Origin of the sequence: Kitasatospora terrestris (assembly GCF_039542905.1) — a bacterium.
GTDB lineage: Bacteria > Actinomycetota > Actinomycetes > Streptomycetales > Streptomycetaceae > Kitasatospora > Kitasatospora terrestris.
Window position 1 is genome coordinate 2,630,074 of record NZ_BAABIS010000001.1, and the last position, 14,756, is coordinate 2,644,829.

The 14,756-nt window shown below is 73.7% G+C and carries 19 protein-coding genes; 9 read left to right on the forward strand and 10 right to left on the reverse strand.

Annotated features, from left to right (window positions below; translation table 11 throughout):
* The first annotated feature begins 131 nt into the window (after positions 1 to 131).
* Positions 132 to 869: an ABC transporter ATP-binding protein gene (locus ABEB06_RS12120; RefSeq protein ID WP_425559617.1), complete on the forward strand. Its 738-nt coding sequence runs from the start codon at positions 132 to 134 to the stop codon at positions 867 to 869.
* 73 nt (positions 870 to 942) lie between these two features.
* Here the strand turns inward: ABEB06_RS12120 and ABEB06_RS12125 are convergent, their stop codons facing one another.
* On the reverse strand, positions 943 to 2,745 hold the full coding sequence (locus tag ABEB06_RS12125) for a glycosyl hydrolase family 18 protein (protein ID WP_345696857.1): 1,803 nt from the start codon (positions 2,743 to 2,745) through the stop codon (positions 943 to 945).
* A gap of 267 nt (positions 2,746 to 3,012) precedes the next feature.
* The gene (locus tag ABEB06_RS12130) at positions 3,013 to 3,210 is read right to left on the reverse strand and encodes an FxLYD domain-containing protein (protein WP_345696858.1); all 198 of its coding nucleotides are present in this window, start codon (positions 3,208 to 3,210) and stop codon (positions 3,013 to 3,015) included.
* Between the two features lie 34 nt (positions 3,211 to 3,244).
* Here ABEB06_RS12130 and ABEB06_RS12135 point away from each other — a divergent pair, with 34 nt between their 5' ends.
* A complete protein-coding gene (locus ABEB06_RS12135) occupies positions 3,245 to 3,574 on the forward strand; it encodes a hypothetical protein (RefSeq protein ID WP_345696859.1) in 330 nt (109 codons plus the stop codon).
* Between the two features lie 17 nt (positions 3,575 to 3,591).
* Here ABEB06_RS12135 and ABEB06_RS12140 read toward each other — a convergent pair whose 3' ends face one another.
* On the reverse strand, positions 3,592 to 4,155 hold the full coding sequence (locus tag ABEB06_RS12140; RefSeq protein ID WP_345696860.1) for a DoxX family protein: 564 nt from the start codon (positions 4,153 to 4,155) through the stop codon (positions 3,592 to 3,594).
* Positions 4,156 to 4,269: 114 nt separating this feature from the next.
* On the opposite strand from ABEB06_RS12140, the gene ABEB06_RS12145 reads away from it, so the two are divergent.
* On the forward strand, positions 4,270 to 4,596 hold the full coding sequence (locus ABEB06_RS12145) for a barstar family protein (protein ID WP_345696861.1): 327 nt from the start codon (positions 4,270 to 4,272) through the stop codon (positions 4,594 to 4,596).
* Between the two features lie 17 nt (positions 4,597 to 4,613).
* Positions 4,614 to 5,246 carry a MarC family protein gene (locus ABEB06_RS12150; protein ID WP_345696862.1) on the forward strand — a complete coding sequence of 211 codons (633 nt, stop codon included), beginning with the start codon at positions 4,614 to 4,616 and terminating at the stop codon, positions 5,244 to 5,246.
* A gap of 11 nt (positions 5,247 to 5,257) precedes the next feature.
* Here the strand turns inward: ABEB06_RS12150 and ABEB06_RS12155 are convergent, their stop codons facing one another.
* Positions 5,258 to 5,704, reverse strand: coding sequence for an Lrp/AsnC family transcriptional regulator (locus ABEB06_RS12155; RefSeq protein WP_345696863.1), 447 nt, complete (start codon positions 5,702 to 5,704; stop codon positions 5,258 to 5,260).
* A 160-nt stretch (positions 5,705 to 5,864) separates the two neighbouring features.
* Here ABEB06_RS12155 and ABEB06_RS12160 point away from each other — a divergent pair, with 160 nt between their 5' ends.
* Both ABEB06_RS12160 and kynU read left to right on the forward strand, forming a co-directional pair.
* Positions 5,865 to 6,692, forward strand: a complete 828-nt coding sequence (locus ABEB06_RS12160; protein WP_345696864.1) for a tryptophan 2,3-dioxygenase — start codon at positions 5,865 to 5,867, stop codon at positions 6,690 to 6,692.
* Positions 6,689 to 7,954 carry a kynureninase gene (gene kynU / locus ABEB06_RS12165; RefSeq protein ID WP_345696865.1) on the forward strand — a complete coding sequence of 422 codons (1,266 nt, stop codon included), beginning with the start codon at positions 6,689 to 6,691 and terminating at the stop codon, positions 7,952 to 7,954. The genes ABEB06_RS12160 and kynU overlap by 4 nt, the downstream gene beginning before the upstream one ends.
* Here the strand turns inward: kynU and ABEB06_RS12170 are convergent.
* Positions 7,947 to 8,120: a hypothetical protein gene (locus ABEB06_RS12170; protein ID WP_345696866.1), complete on the reverse strand. Its 174-nt coding sequence runs from the start codon at positions 8,118 to 8,120 to the stop codon at positions 7,947 to 7,949. The two genes, kynU and ABEB06_RS12170, sit on opposite strands and share 8 nt — an antisense overlap.
* Before the next feature lie 121 nt (positions 8,121 to 8,241).
* On the opposite strand from ABEB06_RS12170, the gene ABEB06_RS12175 reads away from it, so the two are divergent.
* Positions 8,242 to 8,961 carry a 4'-phosphopantetheinyl transferase family protein gene (locus tag ABEB06_RS12175; RefSeq protein WP_345696867.1) on the forward strand — a complete coding sequence of 240 codons (720 nt, stop codon included), beginning with the start codon at positions 8,242 to 8,244 and terminating at the stop codon, positions 8,959 to 8,961.
* Positions 8,962 to 9,040: 79 nt separating this feature from the next.
* Positions 9,041 to 9,529 carry a DUF2269 family protein gene (locus ABEB06_RS12180; protein ID WP_345696868.1) on the forward strand — a complete coding sequence of 163 codons (489 nt, stop codon included), beginning with the start codon at positions 9,041 to 9,043 and terminating at the stop codon, positions 9,527 to 9,529.
* Here the strand turns inward: ABEB06_RS12180 and ABEB06_RS12185 are convergent.
* Together ABEB06_RS12185 and ABEB06_RS12190 are read right to left on the reverse strand one after the other, a co-directional pair.
* The gene (locus tag ABEB06_RS12185) at positions 9,498 to 9,737 is read right to left on the reverse strand and encodes a DUF2277 family protein (RefSeq protein WP_345696869.1); all 240 of its coding nucleotides are present in this window, start codon (positions 9,735 to 9,737) and stop codon (positions 9,498 to 9,500) included. The genes ABEB06_RS12180 and ABEB06_RS12185 overlap by 32 nt on opposite strands.
* A complete protein-coding gene (locus tag ABEB06_RS12190; protein ID WP_345696870.1) occupies positions 9,701 to 10,720 on the reverse strand; it encodes an Lrp/AsnC family transcriptional regulator in 1,020 nt (339 codons plus the stop codon). The genes ABEB06_RS12185 and ABEB06_RS12190 overlap by 37 nt, the downstream gene beginning before the upstream one ends.
* Positions 10,721 to 10,815: 95 nt before the next feature.
* On the opposite strand from ABEB06_RS12190, the gene ABEB06_RS12195 reads away from it, so the two are divergent.
* A complete protein-coding gene (locus ABEB06_RS12195) occupies positions 10,816 to 11,601 on the forward strand; it encodes an inositol monophosphatase family protein (RefSeq protein ID WP_345696871.1) in 786 nt (261 codons plus the stop codon).
* On the opposite strand, the gene ABEB06_RS12200 is transcribed toward ABEB06_RS12195, so the two are convergent.
* From ABEB06_RS12200 to ABEB06_RS12210, 3 genes are read right to left on the reverse strand one after another with little or no spacing between them, the layout of a single operon-like run.
* Positions 11,594 to 12,478: an amidohydrolase family protein gene (locus tag ABEB06_RS12200; protein ID WP_345696872.1), complete on the reverse strand. Its 885-nt coding sequence runs from the start codon at positions 12,476 to 12,478 to the stop codon at positions 11,594 to 11,596. The two genes, ABEB06_RS12195 and ABEB06_RS12200, sit on opposite strands and share 8 nt — an antisense overlap.
* Positions 12,475 to 14,100, reverse strand: a complete 1,626-nt coding sequence (locus ABEB06_RS12205) for an acyl-CoA dehydrogenase family protein (RefSeq protein ID WP_345696873.1) — start codon at positions 14,098 to 14,100, stop codon at positions 12,475 to 12,477. The genes ABEB06_RS12200 and ABEB06_RS12205 overlap by 4 nt, the downstream gene beginning before the upstream one ends.
* The gene (locus tag ABEB06_RS12210) at positions 14,100 to 14,699 is read right to left on the reverse strand and encodes a TetR/AcrR family transcriptional regulator (RefSeq protein ID WP_345696874.1); all 600 of its coding nucleotides are present in this window, start codon (positions 14,697 to 14,699) and stop codon (positions 14,100 to 14,102) included. The genes ABEB06_RS12205 and ABEB06_RS12210 overlap by 1 nt, the downstream gene beginning before the upstream one ends.
* Positions 14,700 to 14,756: the final 57 nt, after the last annotated feature.

Sequence of the window (14,756 nt, forward strand, 5' to 3'; positions counted from 1 at the left end):
CCGCCCGGCCGTCACAGGTGACCGGATAGCGGACGATGCTGTCAGATCCGGTCGCGATAAGGAAGGGTCTTGCGCGAATCATGTGACTGGTGAACATATGTGAGCAGTCAGTCGAGCCGTCAGGGGGCGCCATGGCAGGGCAGAGCGCAGCACAGAGCGCGGAGCAGAGCGCGGGGCAGCGCACCGGATCCACTCCGATGGTCGTGGTGGAGGACGTCCGGCGCAGCTTCGGCAGCGGCGAGCGGACGGTCCACGCGCTGCGCGGGGTCTCGTTCCGGGCCCACCGCGGGCAGCTCACCGCGCTGCGCGGCCGCTCCGGCTCCGGCAAGACCACCCTGCTCAACCTGGTCGGCGGCCTGGACAGCCCGACCTCCGGCCGGATCGAGATCGACGGCACCGACCTCTCGGCCCTGGACGAGGACGGCCGGCTCGCCCTGCGGCGGGACAGGATCGGTTTCGTCTTCCAGTCCTTCGGCCTGCTGCCGATCCTGACCGCGGCGGAGAACGTCGGCGTCCCGATGCGGCTGCGCAGGGTGGCCCCCGCCGAGCGCGAGGAGCGGGTGCGCACGCTGCTCGCGCTGGTCGGCCTCGCCGGCCACGCGGACCAGCGTCCCGGCGAGCTCTCCGGCGGACAGCAGCAGCGGGTCGCGATCGCCCGGGCGCTCGCCAACGAGCCGGCCCTGATCATCGCGGACGAGCCGACCGGGCAGCTCGACTCCGAGACCGGCCGTTCGGTGATGGAGCTGCTGCGCGCCGTGGTCCGCAGCGAGGGCGTCACCGCCCTGGTCGCCACCCACGACCCGCAGCTGATGGAACTCGCGGACGACGTGGTGGAACTGAAGGACGGCCGGATCATCGACCCGTCCTGACCCGAGCGCGCGGGGGCGCGGGGACCGCTGCGGTCCCCGCGCCCCTTCGGCGTACTACCGGTGGACTACCGGATCAGCAGGCGCCGTTGTCGGCCCAGACGCCCCACTGGCCGCTGAGCGAGGGGTCCTCGTTCGTGGTCCACCACTTGTTGGTGTAGTAGTGGCCCTTCCACGAGACCTTGGTGGGGGTCGCGTAGACGGTGGCGGCGTTCCAGCTCGGGGCGCCCGAGCAGGTACCGGTCGAGGCGGACGCGGACGGCGAGGCCGACTGCGAGGCGGACGCCGAGGCGGAGGCCGACGGGCTGGCCGACTGCGACGGCGAGGCCGAGGAGGAGGCCGACGCCGAGGCGGACGGGGACGGGGCCGGGCAGGACGCGGCGGAGCCGTTGGTCGCGGTCACCATCTTGTCGAACAGGGCGGTCTGGGTGCCCAGGTCGTACATCGAGAAGGCGAACGAGCCACCGAGGCCGTTGCAGTGCGCGTAGTCCAGCTTGGCCTGGATCGACTGGGCGTTCTCGCCGCTCCAGAAGGTGGTGCCGTCGTAGAAGTAGGCGGCCTTGGCGGCGTCGTCCCAGTAGGTGTAGTTCGGGTTGTCGACGAAGCCGTTGAGCTCCTTGTACATCCGGATGCCGTTGACGTTGCCGGAGTTGGCGGCGCCGGTGGCCGGGCCGGTCGCGGCCTGGAACAGGCCGTGGCTGTTGCCGGCGGTCACGCCGGTCCAACCGCGGTAGTAGAACGGGACGCCGATGTTGATCTTCTTCGCCGGGAAGCCGCCGGGGATGCCGTACTGCGGGTCACCCACGGTGTACGCCTTGATGGCGCTGTCCACCGAGTACTTGCCGTTGCCGCCCGGGACCGGGGTCATCGGGTCGTTCGGGTTGGTGTAGATCGGGGCCTGGTGGTTCGTCGGGCCCTTGGCCTCCCAACCGCCGTGCATGTCGTAGGTCATGATGTCCAGGAACGTCAGGTACTGGCCGATCTTGTCGGTCTCGACGTTCTTGATCTTGTCCTGACCCGCGCCAACCGCGGCCGCGAGGCCGTAGGTCTTGCCGTCGGTCTTGCCCTGGGCGTCCAGCTGGGCGCGCAGCTCGGCGAGCAGCAGCGTGAAGTTCTGCTTGTCGGCCGGTGCGGCGTGGTTGCCGGTGTGGCCGCCGCCGCCCGGGTACTCCCAGTCGATGTCGAAGCCGTCGAAGACGCCGGCCGCGGAGCCCGGGCCGCCGTAGCCGCCGTCGACGGGCAGGTTGCCCTTGATGAACATGTCGACGCAGGAGGAGACGAACTTCTTGCGCGCCGCGTCCGAGGCGGAGACGTCGGAGAAGTACTTCGAGTAGGTCCAACCGCCGATGGAGAGGAGGACCTTGAGGTTCGGGTTCTTCGCCTTCAGCTTCTTGATCTGGTTGAAGTTGCCGGCCAGCGGCTGGTTCCAGGTGTCGGCGACGCCGTCCACCGAGATGTCCGCGCCGAAGGACTTGCCGTAGTCGGCGAAGGAGTCGCCGGCGCCGTCACCCGCGTTGGGGTCGTCCTCGTTCTGCGAGGCGGCCTTGTTGGCCTCCATACAGGTGAGGTTGGTCGGGCTGATGTTGGCGAAGTCGTAGATGAGGTAGTCGAGCTTGGAGGCGGCGCCGGTGTCCTGAACGGTCTTCAGGTAGTAGGCGTTCGCGTAGATCGACCACTGGTCGAAGTAGGCGACCTTGATGCCGCCGCTGGTCGCCGGGGCGCCGGTGGTGTTGGTGGCCGCGGCCTGGGCGGTGGCACCGCCGGTCAGCGCGAGCGCGCCACCGAGCAGCAGGGAGGCGGCAGTGCCCGCGGCGAGCGCGGACAGCCCCTTCGAGCGGCGCCGCGTGCGCGGCTCCTGGGGAACGGAACGACGAAGCATGGCTGCGTGACTCCTGGTCGTGGGGGCCTGCCACACCCCGGACGACCGCTCGGGGTGGGGCCGGGCAGCCAGGGTCATGACAGGGGAATCGAAGCGTTGGCCTGCGCAAACACAGGATCGGGGATGCGCCGAACCGGCGCCGGAGGTCTGGACCACCGACGCCGGCCCAGGGGCTCCCTGCACCTGGGGATTAAAATGGACTAGACCAACCTGGCCGTCAAGAGCCTGCCGCGGCGCTTGAGCCGCCCTTAAGGTTCCCCTGTCAGGTCAGTACCGCAGCGCGGAGGCGACCTGCGCCTGCACCGTGCCGGTCAGCGAACGGTTGCTCTTGGCCGTGGCCTGCGCCGTCGCCCCGGCCGCGACCTCCGGGACGTTCACCACCACGGCGTCCAGGACGTTCCCGGACGCGTCGGTGAAGTTGACCTGAACCGTGTACTGGTTGGCCTCCGACTCATGGTTCGTCACATTCAGCTGCACTTCGGCCTTTCCGTCCGATCCGATGCTCACCGACCCCAGCGCGACGTCCCCCTTCGCGTCCAGCCCGCCCTTCACGCTCGCCAGCGCCGACGAGGCGGCCGCCTGCGCCGAAGCGGCGGCCGACCCCACCGCCGAACCCGCCGCCGAAGCGGCCGACGCGGCCGCCGACGCCGCCCCGCTCGCCACCGACTGCGCGGCGGACTGCGCGGCCGAGGCCACCACCGACGCCGCCGAGGACACCGCCGGCGACGCGTTCCCGTCCGACGAGCACCCGCTGACCGCCAGCACGGACACCGCGCCGAGCCCCACTGCCACAACCATCCGACGCATCATCAGCAACCTTCCATCGTGATCAACGGTCCACGGGTCCTACGCGAGGCCGGCGCCCGACTCCTGCGCCGCCTCGTCCGCGGCCCGGGCCTCCCGGCGGCGCACCTCGTCCTGGCGCTTCGTCACCACCGTCACCGCCCCCAGCGCGCTCGCGGTGAAGGCGAGCACCCCGATCCACGGCCGGTCGAGCACGTGGCCGAGCGCGTGGTCGAGCGAGTACCGGCCGGCACCCGCGATGCCGAGGGCCAGCCCGCAGGCGCCGAGCAGCGCCGGGTACTCGAAGCCGCCGCCCTGCGCGAAGAAGCCGGCCGGGGCGTGCACCGAGGTGGCGCCCGCCATCGTCCCGGCGACCATCGCGCCGGCCGCGGGGGTGGCCAGGCCGACGGCGAGCAGCGCCCCGCCGCCCGCCTCGCCGAGGCCCGCGGCGAGCGCGTTGCGCTCGCCGGGCGTGAAGCCCATGTGCTCCATCGCCTGGGCGGTGCCCTCCGGCCCCCCGCCGCCGAACCAGCCGAACAGCTTCTGCGCGCCGTGCGCGAACAGGACACCCCCCACGACGGTGCGCAGGGCCAGCAGGCCGAGATCCTTGCGGTGCAGACTGGTCATGGTGAGCCCCTGGGTCCGGGCGGACGGTACGCCCCCATCCCAGCCCACCAACCGGATCCGTTCGACCCGGGGACGCCATCCGGGCGACCCCGCACCCGCGTCACCAGGAGCGCCATGTCGACCACGCCCGCCCCGCTCCCGTTCCCCGAGTACCACCTGCGCGGGGAGCTGGTCACCGACGAGCCCTCGTTCTACACCCAGCTCGGCCGGGTCCTGGACGCCCCGGACGGCTACTACGGCAAGAACCTGGACGCCCTCGCGGACTGCCTGCGCGGCGGCTTCGGCCCGGAGCCGCCGTTCACCCTGGTGTGGCACGAGTCGATGGCGTCCGCCCGGGTGCTGACCCGCCGGGTGTCCGGCGGGGAGAGCGGCGACCGCAGCTACTTCGACGCGATCCTCGACGTGCTGCGCCAGGGCGGCGTCACCGTGAAACTGCGCTGACCGGCGACGATGAGGGCATGCCCGACCTCACTCTCAGTACCGTCTTCATCACGTTCTTCGCCGTCGTCGGTCCGCCGAAGGTGCTGCTCGCCTTCGCCCACCTGAGTCGGCAGCGCACCCCCCGCGAGATGCGCCGGCTGACCCTGGTCTCCTCGGCCATCGCGGCGGCGGTCGGCCTCACCATGGCCTACGCGGCGGACTTCCTCACCGAGTTCTTCCACATCAGCGACCAGTCGCTGCAGCTCGCGGGCGGGGTGATCTTCTTCATCTACGCGGTGGCGCTGGTGCTCGGCATCCACCTGGGCGGCGGATCGGACGACACCCGGCTGCCCAACCCGCTCGCGGACGGCATCCGCGAGCTGCTGCTGCCGTACGTCGCCAGCCCGCTGGCGGTCACCGCGGTACTGGTCGAGTCGCTGGACGAGGACACCTGGAGCTGGCACTCCACCGTCGCGGTGATGTACCTGGCGGTGATCGCGATCGACTGCGTCTGCGTGCTGCTGCTCTCGCCGCTGCTGCAGCGCTCCGACCGGACCTCGCTGGAGGTGCTCTCCCGGCTGCTGGGGCTGCTGCTCGCGGCGGTCGGGGTGGAGCTGTTCCTGACCGGGCTGGAGAGCGTCGGCGTGCACTTCGCCGAGACCCACCACTGAGCCGGGCGCGGTCACCGGTCCGGGTGCGGCACGGTGACCGCCCGCCAGGGGACGGGGCTGGAGAGCAGCATCGAGCTGCTGGGCCGGCCGTGTGCCGCGAGCCGGTCGATCAGCTGCTCGAAGGCGGTCATCGAGGCGACGCCGACCAGCAGCACGCAGCAGGCGCCGCCAGTCACCCGGTGCAGCTGCAGGACCTCCGGCCAGGCCTCCACCTCGGGGGCGCGCAGGATGCACAGCGGCCCGTAGCACTCCATGGTCACCAGGGCCATCACCGCGAGCCCGGCCCGGGCCGGGTCGACGTGCGCGTGGTAGCCGGTGAGCACGCCGTCCGCCTCCAGTCGGCGGACCCGCTCGGCGACCGCGGGTGCGGAGAGGTTGACCCGGCGGGAGAGTTCGTTGAAGGAGAGGCGGGCGTCGGCCTGCAGTTCGGCGAGCAGCAGCCGGTCGACGGCGTCCATGGGGCGTCCTTTGCGTTCGCATTCCGGATCCGGCCACAGACCGTTCGTTCGGAAAGTCGACAGGCCGGATCAGTGTTCGTCACCCATTCAAGAGCAGGGTTTCGCACCGCACAATGGTGCGCGCCCTGCGAGGAGGCAGGCGGAGCAGCGGGAGGAACACATGACCGGGGACGCGCAGCGGCCGAATCTCAGCTTCGGCCCGGACGAGGAGCCTGGCGTCGGCACCCCCTACGCCCGCTACGTCCACCTCGACGTGCTGCACAGCCTGCAGCAGCCCCGCTCCAAGGAGCCCGCGGAGCTGTCGTTCATCATCACCACGCAGGTGATGGAGCTGCTCTTCGACCTGCTGTGGCACGAGTGGACCACCGCCCAGCAGGCGCTGCGCGAGGACGACCTGGCCGGGGCGCTGGCGGCGCTCAAGCGCGGCGCGCACACCCAGGACGTGCTGGTCTCCTCCTGGGACCTGCTGGCCACCATGACCCCGGCCGAGTTCAACGCCTTCCGCCCGGTGCTGGGCGAGGCCTCCGGTTTCCAGTCCTCGGCGTTCCTGCGGCTGGAGTTCCTGCTCGGCAACAAGAGCGACCGGATGCTGCGGATGTACGAGGACTCCCCCGCCGAGCAGCAGGCGCTGGCCGCCGCGCTGCGCGGGCCGAGCCTCTACGACGACGCGCTGGCGCTGCTGGACCGCCGCGGCGTGCCCGCCCCGCACGAGCCGGTCGCCGCCCGGCACGCCGCCGACCCGGCGGTGGAGGCGGCCTGGCGCACGGTCTACACCGACCCGGCCCACGTCGAGCTGGTCCGCCTCGGCGAGGCGCTGCTGGACACCGCGGACCGGGTGACACGCTGGCGCCAGCGGCACTACGCCTCGGTCAAGCGCACCATGGGCGCCAAGCCCGGCACCGGCGGCTCCAGCGGCCTGACCTGGCTGAAGCACGCCGCCGACCAGGACGTCTTCCCCGAGCTGTGGGCAGTGAGGAACGAGCTGTGACCCAGGCCCCCGGAACCCAGGCCCCCCGATCCCGCGCCGCGCGCACCCGCGAGGAGTGCGCCGCCCTCGACGCCGCCGACCCGCTGGCCGCGCTGCGCGAGGAGTTCACCCTGCCCGCCGGCGTGCTCTACCTCGACGGCAACTCGCTCGGCGCGCTGCCCCGCCGCACCCCCGCCCGGGTCGCCCGGATGATCGAGGAGGAGTGGGGCAACGGCCTGATCCGCAGCTGGAACGACGCCGGCTGGTACGAGCTGCCGCGCCGCCTCGGCGACCGGCTCTCCCCGCTGCTGGGCGCCGCGCCCGGCCAGGTGGTGGTCTGCGACTCGACCTCGGTCAACCTGTTCAAGGTGCTCGGCGCGGCCCTGCGGCTGCGGCCCGGGCGGTCCGCGGTGCTCGCCGAGCGGGCGGCCTTCCCGACCGACCTGTACATCACCGAGGGCGTCACCTCGCTCTTCGACGGCGCCCGCGCCGAACTGCTGGGCTCCGCCGCCGAGCTGGACGACCGGCTCGGCCCGGACACCGCCGCCGTGGTGCTCTCGCACGTCGACTACCGCACCGGCGAACTGCTCGACATGGCCGCCGTCACCGCCCGCGTCCACGCCGCCGGCGCGCTGATGATCTGGGACGTCTGCCACACCGCCGGCGCCGTGCCGCTCGCCTTCGACGCGTGCGACGTGGACTTCGCCGTCGGCTGCGGCTACAAGTACCTCAACGGCGGCCCCGGCGCGCCCGCCTTCCTGTACGCCGCCGAGCGCCACCACGCCGACGCCCGGCAGCCGCTCAGCGGCTGGTTCGGCCACGCCCGGCCGTTCGCCTTCGAGCCGGGCTACGAGCCGGTCGCGGACATCGGCCGCTTCCTCACCGGCACTCCCCCGCTGCTCGGCATGGCCGCCCTCGACGCCTCGCTGGACGTCTGGGAGAAGGTCGACCCGGCCGAGGTCCGGGCCAAGAGCCTGTCGCTGACCTCGCTGTTCATGGACCTGGTCGAACCGCTCGGCCTCGACGTGGTCACCCCGCGGGAGACCGACCTGCGCGGCAGCCAGGTCGCGCTGCGGCACGAGGACGGCTACGCCGTGGTGCAGGCGCTGATCGAGCGCGGCGTGATCGGCGACTTCCGGGCACCCGACCTGGTCCGGTTCGGCTTCACCCCGCTCTACCTCTCGCACACCGACGTCTTCGACGCGGCCCGGCACCTCGCCGAGGTGCTGGAGAGCGGCGAGTGGCGCGAGGAGCGCTTCACCCGCCGGGGCGCCGTCACCTGACGCCCCGCCGGCAGCGGCGGAACCGTGCGGCGATCGGACCGCGCTTCGACTCCGGCGCGGCCGACGCGAATTCGCTGCAGGCGGTGCGGTGCTGGAAGAGGTGGGTGCCGAACGGGCCGACGAGGGTGCCGAGCACGGCGACCGGACTTGCCAGGACGGCTTCCACGGACCCGAGTTGACCACCGCGCGGGCCCCCGCCACGGCGCACCGCTCCGCCGTGGCGGACCGCGGCGGCGCCGGGGGCGCACTACCCTGGATCGGGTACCGATCATGAGGGGGCGGCGGGAATGGGGCACGGATCCGAGGCGGCCGCCGGTGGCCCGCCGCTGGCGGTGGTCGCCGCGAGCGAGGAGGTGCTCGCCCTGCCCGAGGCGGACGAGCGGCTGCTGGACCGGGTGGAGCGCGACCGGGCGGCGCTGTTCCGCCGGGAGCGGGACCGGACCGACTTCGTCGCCGCCCACCTGCTGGTACGGCTGTGCGCGGCACGGCTGCTCGGCATCGAGCCGGCCGAGGTCGCGTTCGGGCAGCTCTGCCCGGGGTGCGGGCAGCGCGGGCACGGGCGGCCGCTGCTCACCGACCGGCCCGGGGTGCACCTGAGCCTGTCCCACTCGGCGGGCATGGTGGCGGCCGCGGCGGGGCCGGTCCCGGTCGGGGTGGACGTCGAGCGCCCGGCGGCCACCACCGCGGGGGTGGAGCAGCGGGTGCTGGCCCCCGCCGAGGCGGAGCTGGTGCGGCGGCACCCGGACCCGGCCGCGGCGTTCCTGCGGCTGTGGGTGCGCAAGGAGGCACTGATCAAGATCGGCCGGGTCGACCTGGACACCCTGGCGCAGGTCGACCTGTCGGCGCTGCCGCTGCTCCCCGCGGAGGACGGGCCCCTCTCGCACCGGTTCGGCGACCTGCACCTGCTCGACTGGACGGACCGCCGCCGGGGCGTGCTGGTCGGCGCCGCCTCGACCGCGCCGGTCCGGCTCGGGACGGCGGCCGTTCCGCTCACCGACCTGGGCTGACCCGGACGTCGGGGGCGCAGTAAGGGGGTGTTAGCGTGCCCCGTCCGCCCCCGTACACGCGTGAGGAAACCCGTCACCCATGGCCAAGCTCCTGCTGAGTCTGCACGTCCTGGCCGCGGTGCTGTTCATCGGCCCGGTCGCGGTGGCGGTCTCGATGTACCCCCGGCGGGCGAAGGCCGCGCTGGTCGAGGGGCCGGAACGGGCCACCGCCGCCGCGTCGGTGCGGCTGCTGCACCGGATCACCCAGGTCTACGCCCTGCTCGGCATCGCGGTGCCGATCCTCGGGGTGGTCACCGCGCAGGTGATGGACGTGCTCGGCGACCCGTGGCTGACCGTGTCTATCGTGCTGACCGCGCTGGCCGCCGGCCTGCTGCTGTTCTTCGTGCTGCCCGGTCAGCAGGCGACGGTGGACGCGCTGGACGCCGAGCCCGCGGCGGCCGCCGCGGAGCGCGAGCGGGCCGAGCGCGGGCTGCGGCTGCTGCCGATGACCGCCGGCGTGTTCAACCTGCTGTGGGCCGTGGTCACCGTCCTGATGGTCATCCGGCCGGGGTCGACGACCGGGGCGTAGTCACCCCGCGCACCTCGATCCCGGCGAGCAGCTCGGCGGTCGCCGCGGCGACCGCCGCCACCGCGTGCTCGAACGCCTCCCGGTTGTGCGCCGCCGGGGCGCGGAACCCGGAGATCTTGCGGACGTACTGCAGCGCGGCCGCGTGGACGTCCTCGGCGGTCGCCTCGGGGGTCATCGGCGGACGGAGCGTCTTGATGGATCGGCACATGCTCCCAGTCTGCCGCGCCCGAGTGACACACCGGCGCGTTTCACCGCCCTCGCGACGATCGCCGTCTCCGCCCGGTTGATCCCCAGCGGGCCGAGCACCTCGGTGGTGAAGCGGTAGAGCGCGGCGTGGTCCTCGCAGAACACCGCGGCCATCAGGTTGGTCGGGCCGCTGGTCGCCAGCACCCCGTGCACCTGCGGCCGGGCGGCGAGCGCGGCGCCGACCTCGGCCAGCCGGCCGGGCGGGACGTCGAGCCACAGGTTGGCGTCCACCGCCATGCCCAGGTGGCGCGGGTCCACGGTGGCGTGGGTGCGCAGCAGGCCGCCGTCGCCGAGTCGGTGCAGCCGGCGGCGGACCGTCGACTCCGGCTCGTCGAGCACCGCCGCCAGCGCGGCCGCCGACTGCCGGGCGTCGAGGGCCAGCAGCTCCAGCAGCCGGCCGTCCAACGCGTCGGTGGACGGCGGGTCGGTGCGCGGCGGCGGCGGGGCCAGCGCGGCGACCTCCTGCGCGGTGAGGTGGCCGGCCCGCCAGGCGGCGGCGTCCGCGAAGGGGTGCAGCACCGCGTGGACGGCCGTCTCGACAACGGCGTCGGCGGCCGGCAGCTGCCCGTACAGCAGCCGGTCGCGGTGGCCGGCGCCGGCCAGCACCACCGCGCCGACCTCGTGCCCGCCGAGCATCACGTCGACGAACGGGACGTCCGAGCGGGCGGCGAGGGCCTGCGCGATGCCGTCGACCCGCCCGCTGAGCACGCGCACCCGCAGCAGCAGGGCGCCGACCGCCGCGTCCCGCACGTCCGGCATCAGCACGACCCGGACGAGCCGCTCGGCGGACAGGCGGGACAGCCGGCGGTGGACGGTGCGGGCCGAGACCCCGAGCACCTCGGCGATCCGGGACGCCTCGGCGCGGCCGTCGACCTGCAGCGCGGTGACGATCCGGCGGTCGAGCGGGTCCAGGACGGTGGCGGGATCACCCGGTTCCGGGGGCATGGATGTCCTCTTTCCGCAGGATCCGGCGGTTGGACGGCGCTGTGCGCCGGGCCTCACGGTAGCTGTTGTCCGTCACCACGGACACGGGAGGGCACATGGAGCTGCTGGCGGGGACGGTCGACGCGGTCCGGGAGGTCGCGGCGCAGCTGGTCGCACGGCATCGGGACGAGCCCGCGCGGGCGGTGACGCTCGCCGAGGCGGCCGAAGTGTTCGACGCGCTGGACGGGCCCGCGTCGGCGCTGCTGCGGGGACGGCTGACGGCGCTGCGGCCGGGCGCGCGCTGGCTGGAGGACGAGCTGGCGGCGCGGGTGCCGGCCGACGGCGAGTGGTGGGTGTGCGACGCCACCGACGGGGCGGTCCAGTACCTGCACGGGCTGCCGCACTGGGCGGTCACCGCGACGCTCGTCCGGGACGGCGAGCCGGTGCTCGCGGTGGTGCACGCGCCGTACCTGGACGCGACCTACACCGCGGAACCCGGCGGCGGGGCACGGCTGAACGGGCGCGGCGTCCGGCCGCAGCGGCGGGAGCTCGCGGCGGCGGTGGCGGCGACCGCGCAGCCCCCGCTGGTCGGACAGGACCCGGTGGCCGTCCGGCGGGCCGGCGAGTCGCTGGGCGCGGTGCTGCCGTGGGTGCTCGCCGTCCGCAACCTCGGGCCGACGGCGGTGCAGGTGGCCCAGGTGGGGTCGGGTCACCTGAGCCTGTTCTGGGAGTACGGCAGCGACGCGGGCAACCTGCTGCCCGGCGCCCTCGTCGCCCGCGAGGCGGGAGCCCTGGTCACCGATGCCGCGGGAGCCCCCTGGACGGCGAGCTCCTCCTCCTTCGTCGCCGCCGCGCCGTCGCTGCACCAGGATCTGCTGGCGCTCCTGCGAGAGGTCAGCTGACGTGCGCAAAGAGCTGCGCCGCGTTGCCGTGGCAGACGGCTCGCAGCCAGTCGTCCCCCAGGTCCAGGGTGGTCAGGGCGCGCAGGGCGTCGACGTACGGGTACGGGATGTTGGGGTAGTCGGAGCCGAACAGCACCCGGTCGCCCAGGGCCCGCAGCCGGGGCCGCTCCTCCACCGGGAAGGGCGCGGTCAGTTCGGTGAACGGGGTGAAGACCATCGTGGTGTCCAGGTGCACGCCCTCGTACCGCTCGGCGAGGTCGAGGAAGTCGCCGTACTCGGGGAGGCCGAGGTGGGCGACGACCAGGCGCAGCCGGGGGTGGCGGGCGAGGACTGCGGCGATCGGTCCGGGCCCGGTGTGCTTGCCGGGTGCGGGGCCGGACCCGCAGTGGGTGACCACGGGGGTGCCGGTCTCGGCGAGCAGCCCCCAGACTCCGTCCAGCAGCGGGTCGGTGGGGTCGTACGCGCCGACCTGGACGTGCGCCTTGAACACCTGCGCGCCGCGCTCGACCGCCTCGCCCACGTACCGGACGGCGTCCGGCTCGGGGTAGAGGGTCGCGGTGTGCAGGCAGTCGGGGGTGCGGGCGGCGAAGTCGGCGGACCAGGCGTTCAGCCAGGCGGCCATGCCGGGCTTGTGCGGGTAGAGCATCGAGGTGAAGGCGCGGACGCCGAACTCCCGAAGCCGGTCGACGCGTTGCTGTTCCGCGTCGCGGTAGGTGATCGGCCAGGGCCGGCCGGTGAGCGGCCCGGCGGAGTCGAAGTACGCCCAGACCTTGTCCATCACCCGGTCGGGCATGAAGTGGGTGTGCACGTCGACCAGTCCGGGCAGGCCCAACCCCTGCCAGAAGGCCCGGACTTCCCGGGCCTCGGCGGCACTCACACCTGCACCCGGGCGAGGATCGCCGCGGTGTCCACCCCGGTCGGCAGGGTGCCGAACGCGCCGCCGTGGTCGCCGCCGAGCCGGGAGGCGCAGAACGCGTCGGCGACGGCGGGGTCGCCGTACCGGATCAGCAGCGAGCCCTGCAGGGCGAGCGCGAGCTGCTCGACCAGGCGCCGCGTGCGGTACTCGGTCTCGCTCGGGTCGCCGAGCTGCTTCTGCAGGCCGCCGAGGTACGCGTCCAGCCGTCGGTCGACCCCGGCGGCGAGCTGGATCTCGCCCAACAGGGCTTCGACCACCGCGGGTTGGCGGGCCATGGCGCGCAGCGCGTCGAGTGCGGCGACATTGCCGGAGCCCTCCCAGATGGAGACCAGCGGGGCCTCCCGGTAGAGCCGGGGCATGCCGGACTCCTCGGCGTAGCCGTTGCCGCCGAGGCATTCCAGGGCTTCGGCGGCGTGCACCGGCCCGCGCTTGCAGACCCAGTACTTGGCGACGGCGAGGCCCAGTCGGCGGACCAGCGCAGCGTTCTCGTCGCCGCCGAGGGCCTGGTCGGTGGTCTCGGCGAGCCGCATGGCGACGGCGGTGGCGGCCTCGGACTCGACGACCAGGTCGGCGAGGACGTTGCGCATCAGCGGCTGGTCGACCAGGGCGGCGCCGAACGCCCGCCGGTGGGTGGTGTGCTGGAGCGCACGGAAGGTGCCGTAGCGCATGCCGGAGGCGGCGCCGATCGTGCAGTCGAGGCGGGTCATGTTGACCATCTCGATGATGGTGCGCACGCCCCGGCCCTCCTCGCCGACCAGCCAGCCGGTGGCGCCGTCGTACTCGATCTCGGAGGAGGCGTTGGACTTGTTGCCGAGCTTGTCCTTGAGCCGCTGGATCAGGATCCGGTTGCGGCTGCCGTCCGGGAGGACGCGGGGCAGCAGGAAGCAGCTGAGGCCGCCGGGCGCCTGGGCGAGGGTGAGGAAGACGTCCGACATCGGCGCCGAGGTGAACCACTTGTGGCCGGTGAGCCGGTAGCTGCCGTCGGGGTCGGGGACGGCGGCGGTGGTGTTGGCGCGGACGTCGGAGCCGCCCTGCTTCTCGGTCATCGACATGCCGGCGATCAGGCCGCGCTTGGTGCGCGGCTCGCGCAGGCCGAAGTCGTACTCCTTCGAGGCGAGCAACGGCTCCAGCCAGGAGGCGAGTTCGGGGGTGGTGCGCAGGGCCGGCACGGCGGCGTAGGTCATCGAGACCGGGCAGGTGTGCCCGGCCTCGACCTGGCCCCAGACGTAGAACTTGGCCGCCCGGGCGGTGTGCGCGCCGGGCCGGCCGTCCTGCCAGGGGGCGGCGTGCAGGCCGTGGCCGACGGCGGTCTCCATCAGCGCGTGCCAGTACGGGTGGAACTCGACCTCGTCGATCCGGTGGCCGTAGCGGTCGTGGGTGCGCAGGACGGGCGGGTGCTCGTTGGCCAGCCGGCCCCAGTCCCAGGCCTGTTCGGAGCCGGCGAGGCGGCCGAGGTCGTGCAGTTCGCCCTCGGCCCAGCCGGCGCCGGCCCGGTGCAGGGCGGCGAGCAGGGTGGGGTCCTCGGCGACGTCGTGGCCGAACGGGTCGGGCACCTGGTTGGTGACCTCGTGCGTGGCTGCCATCAGTGCCCTCCCAGGGCGCGCAGGGTGAAATCGACCAGGGCGGGGACGAGGTCCCCGGGGTGGCCGCCGCCTTCGGCGAGCGGGCCGACCAGCGCCTCGCCGACCGCGCCGACCACGGCGGCGGCGGTCAGTTCGGGGTGCTGCGGGGGGATGGTCCCGGCCGCGACGGCGGCGGCGACCTGCACCGCGAACAGGTCGCGGAACGCCCGGCGGAAGACCAGCCGCTCGGCCTCGACGACCGGGTCGGCGGGTTCGGCGAGCAGGGCGTACGCCAGCCGCGGCGCCTTCAGGGCGCGGGCGGCGAAGGTCTCGACGACGGCGGCGATCCGCCGGTGCGGGTCGTCCGCCCGGGCGGCCGCCTCGGTCACGGCCTCGACCTCGCGGCGCACCACGGTGCGGAAGAGCTCCACCGACAGCTCCGCCTTGCCGGCGAAGTGCTGGTACATCGTGCCGGTGGCGATCCCGGCCCGCCGGGCGACAGCCGCCATCGAGCAGCCCGCGTAGCCGTCCTCGGCGAGCAGCGCCACGGCCGCCTTCAGGACGGTCTCGCGCTGGGCGTCCAGTCGGGCCTGGACGGCGGGGGTGCGGCGGTAGGCCATGTCAAGGATTGAAGCACTGATTCATTCCTTCGGGAAGCCTGCCGCACCCGGAGCGCG

What these genes read in the sequence shown, in the direction of transcription:
- ABEB06_RS12210 (WP_345696874.1), bottom strand. Translation starts at nt 14,699, where the DNA reads ATGGCCTACCGCCGCACCCCCGCCGTCCAGGCCCGACTGGACGCCCAG.
- ABEB06_RS12125 (WP_345696857.1), bottom strand. Translation starts at nt 2,745, where the DNA reads ATGCTTCGTCGTTCCGTTCCCCAGGAGCCGCGCACGCGGCGCCGCTCG.
- ABEB06_RS12120 (WP_425559617.1), top strand. Translation starts at nt 132, where the DNA reads ATGGCAGGGCAGAGCGCAGCACAGAGCGCGGAGCAGAGCGCGGGGCAG.
- ABEB06_RS12160 (WP_345696864.1), top strand. Translation starts at nt 5,865, where the DNA reads ATGACCGGGGACGCGCAGCGGCCGAATCTCAGCTTCGGCCCGGACGAG.
- ABEB06_RS12190 (WP_345696870.1), bottom strand. Translation starts at nt 10,720, where the DNA reads ATGCCCCCGGAACCGGGTGATCCCGCCACCGTCCTGGACCCGCTCGAC.
- ABEB06_RS12140 (WP_345696860.1), bottom strand. Translation starts at nt 4,155, where the DNA reads ATGACCAGTCTGCACCGCAAGGATCTCGGCCTGCTGGCCCTGCGCACC.
- ABEB06_RS12205 (WP_345696873.1), bottom strand. Translation starts at nt 14,100, where the DNA reads ATGGCAGCCACGCACGAGGTCACCAACCAGGTGCCCGACCCGTTCGGC.
- ABEB06_RS12180 (WP_345696868.1), top strand. Translation starts at nt 9,041, where the DNA reads ATGGCCAAGCTCCTGCTGAGTCTGCACGTCCTGGCCGCGGTGCTGTTC.
- ABEB06_RS12135 (WP_345696859.1), top strand. Translation starts at nt 3,245, where the DNA reads ATGCTCACCGACCCCAGCGCGACGTCCCCCTTCGCGTCCAGCCCGCCC.
- ABEB06_RS12175 (WP_345696867.1), top strand. Translation starts at nt 8,242, where the DNA reads ATGGGGCACGGATCCGAGGCGGCCGCCGGTGGCCCGCCGCTGGCGGTG.
- ABEB06_RS12155 (WP_345696863.1), bottom strand. Translation starts at nt 5,704, where the DNA reads ATGGACGCCGTCGACCGGCTGCTGCTCGCCGAACTGCAGGCCGACGCC.
- ABEB06_RS12185 (WP_345696869.1), bottom strand. Translation starts at nt 9,737, where the DNA reads ATGTGCCGATCCATCAAGACGCTCCGTCCGCCGATGACCCCCGAGGCG.
- ABEB06_RS12150 (WP_345696862.1), top strand. Translation starts at nt 4,614, where the DNA reads ATGCCCGACCTCACTCTCAGTACCGTCTTCATCACGTTCTTCGCCGTC.
- ABEB06_RS12195 (WP_345696871.1), top strand. Translation starts at nt 10,816, where the DNA reads ATGGAGCTGCTGGCGGGGACGGTCGACGCGGTCCGGGAGGTCGCGGCG.
- ABEB06_RS12145 (WP_345696861.1), top strand. Translation starts at nt 4,270, where the DNA reads ATGTCGACCACGCCCGCCCCGCTCCCGTTCCCCGAGTACCACCTGCGC.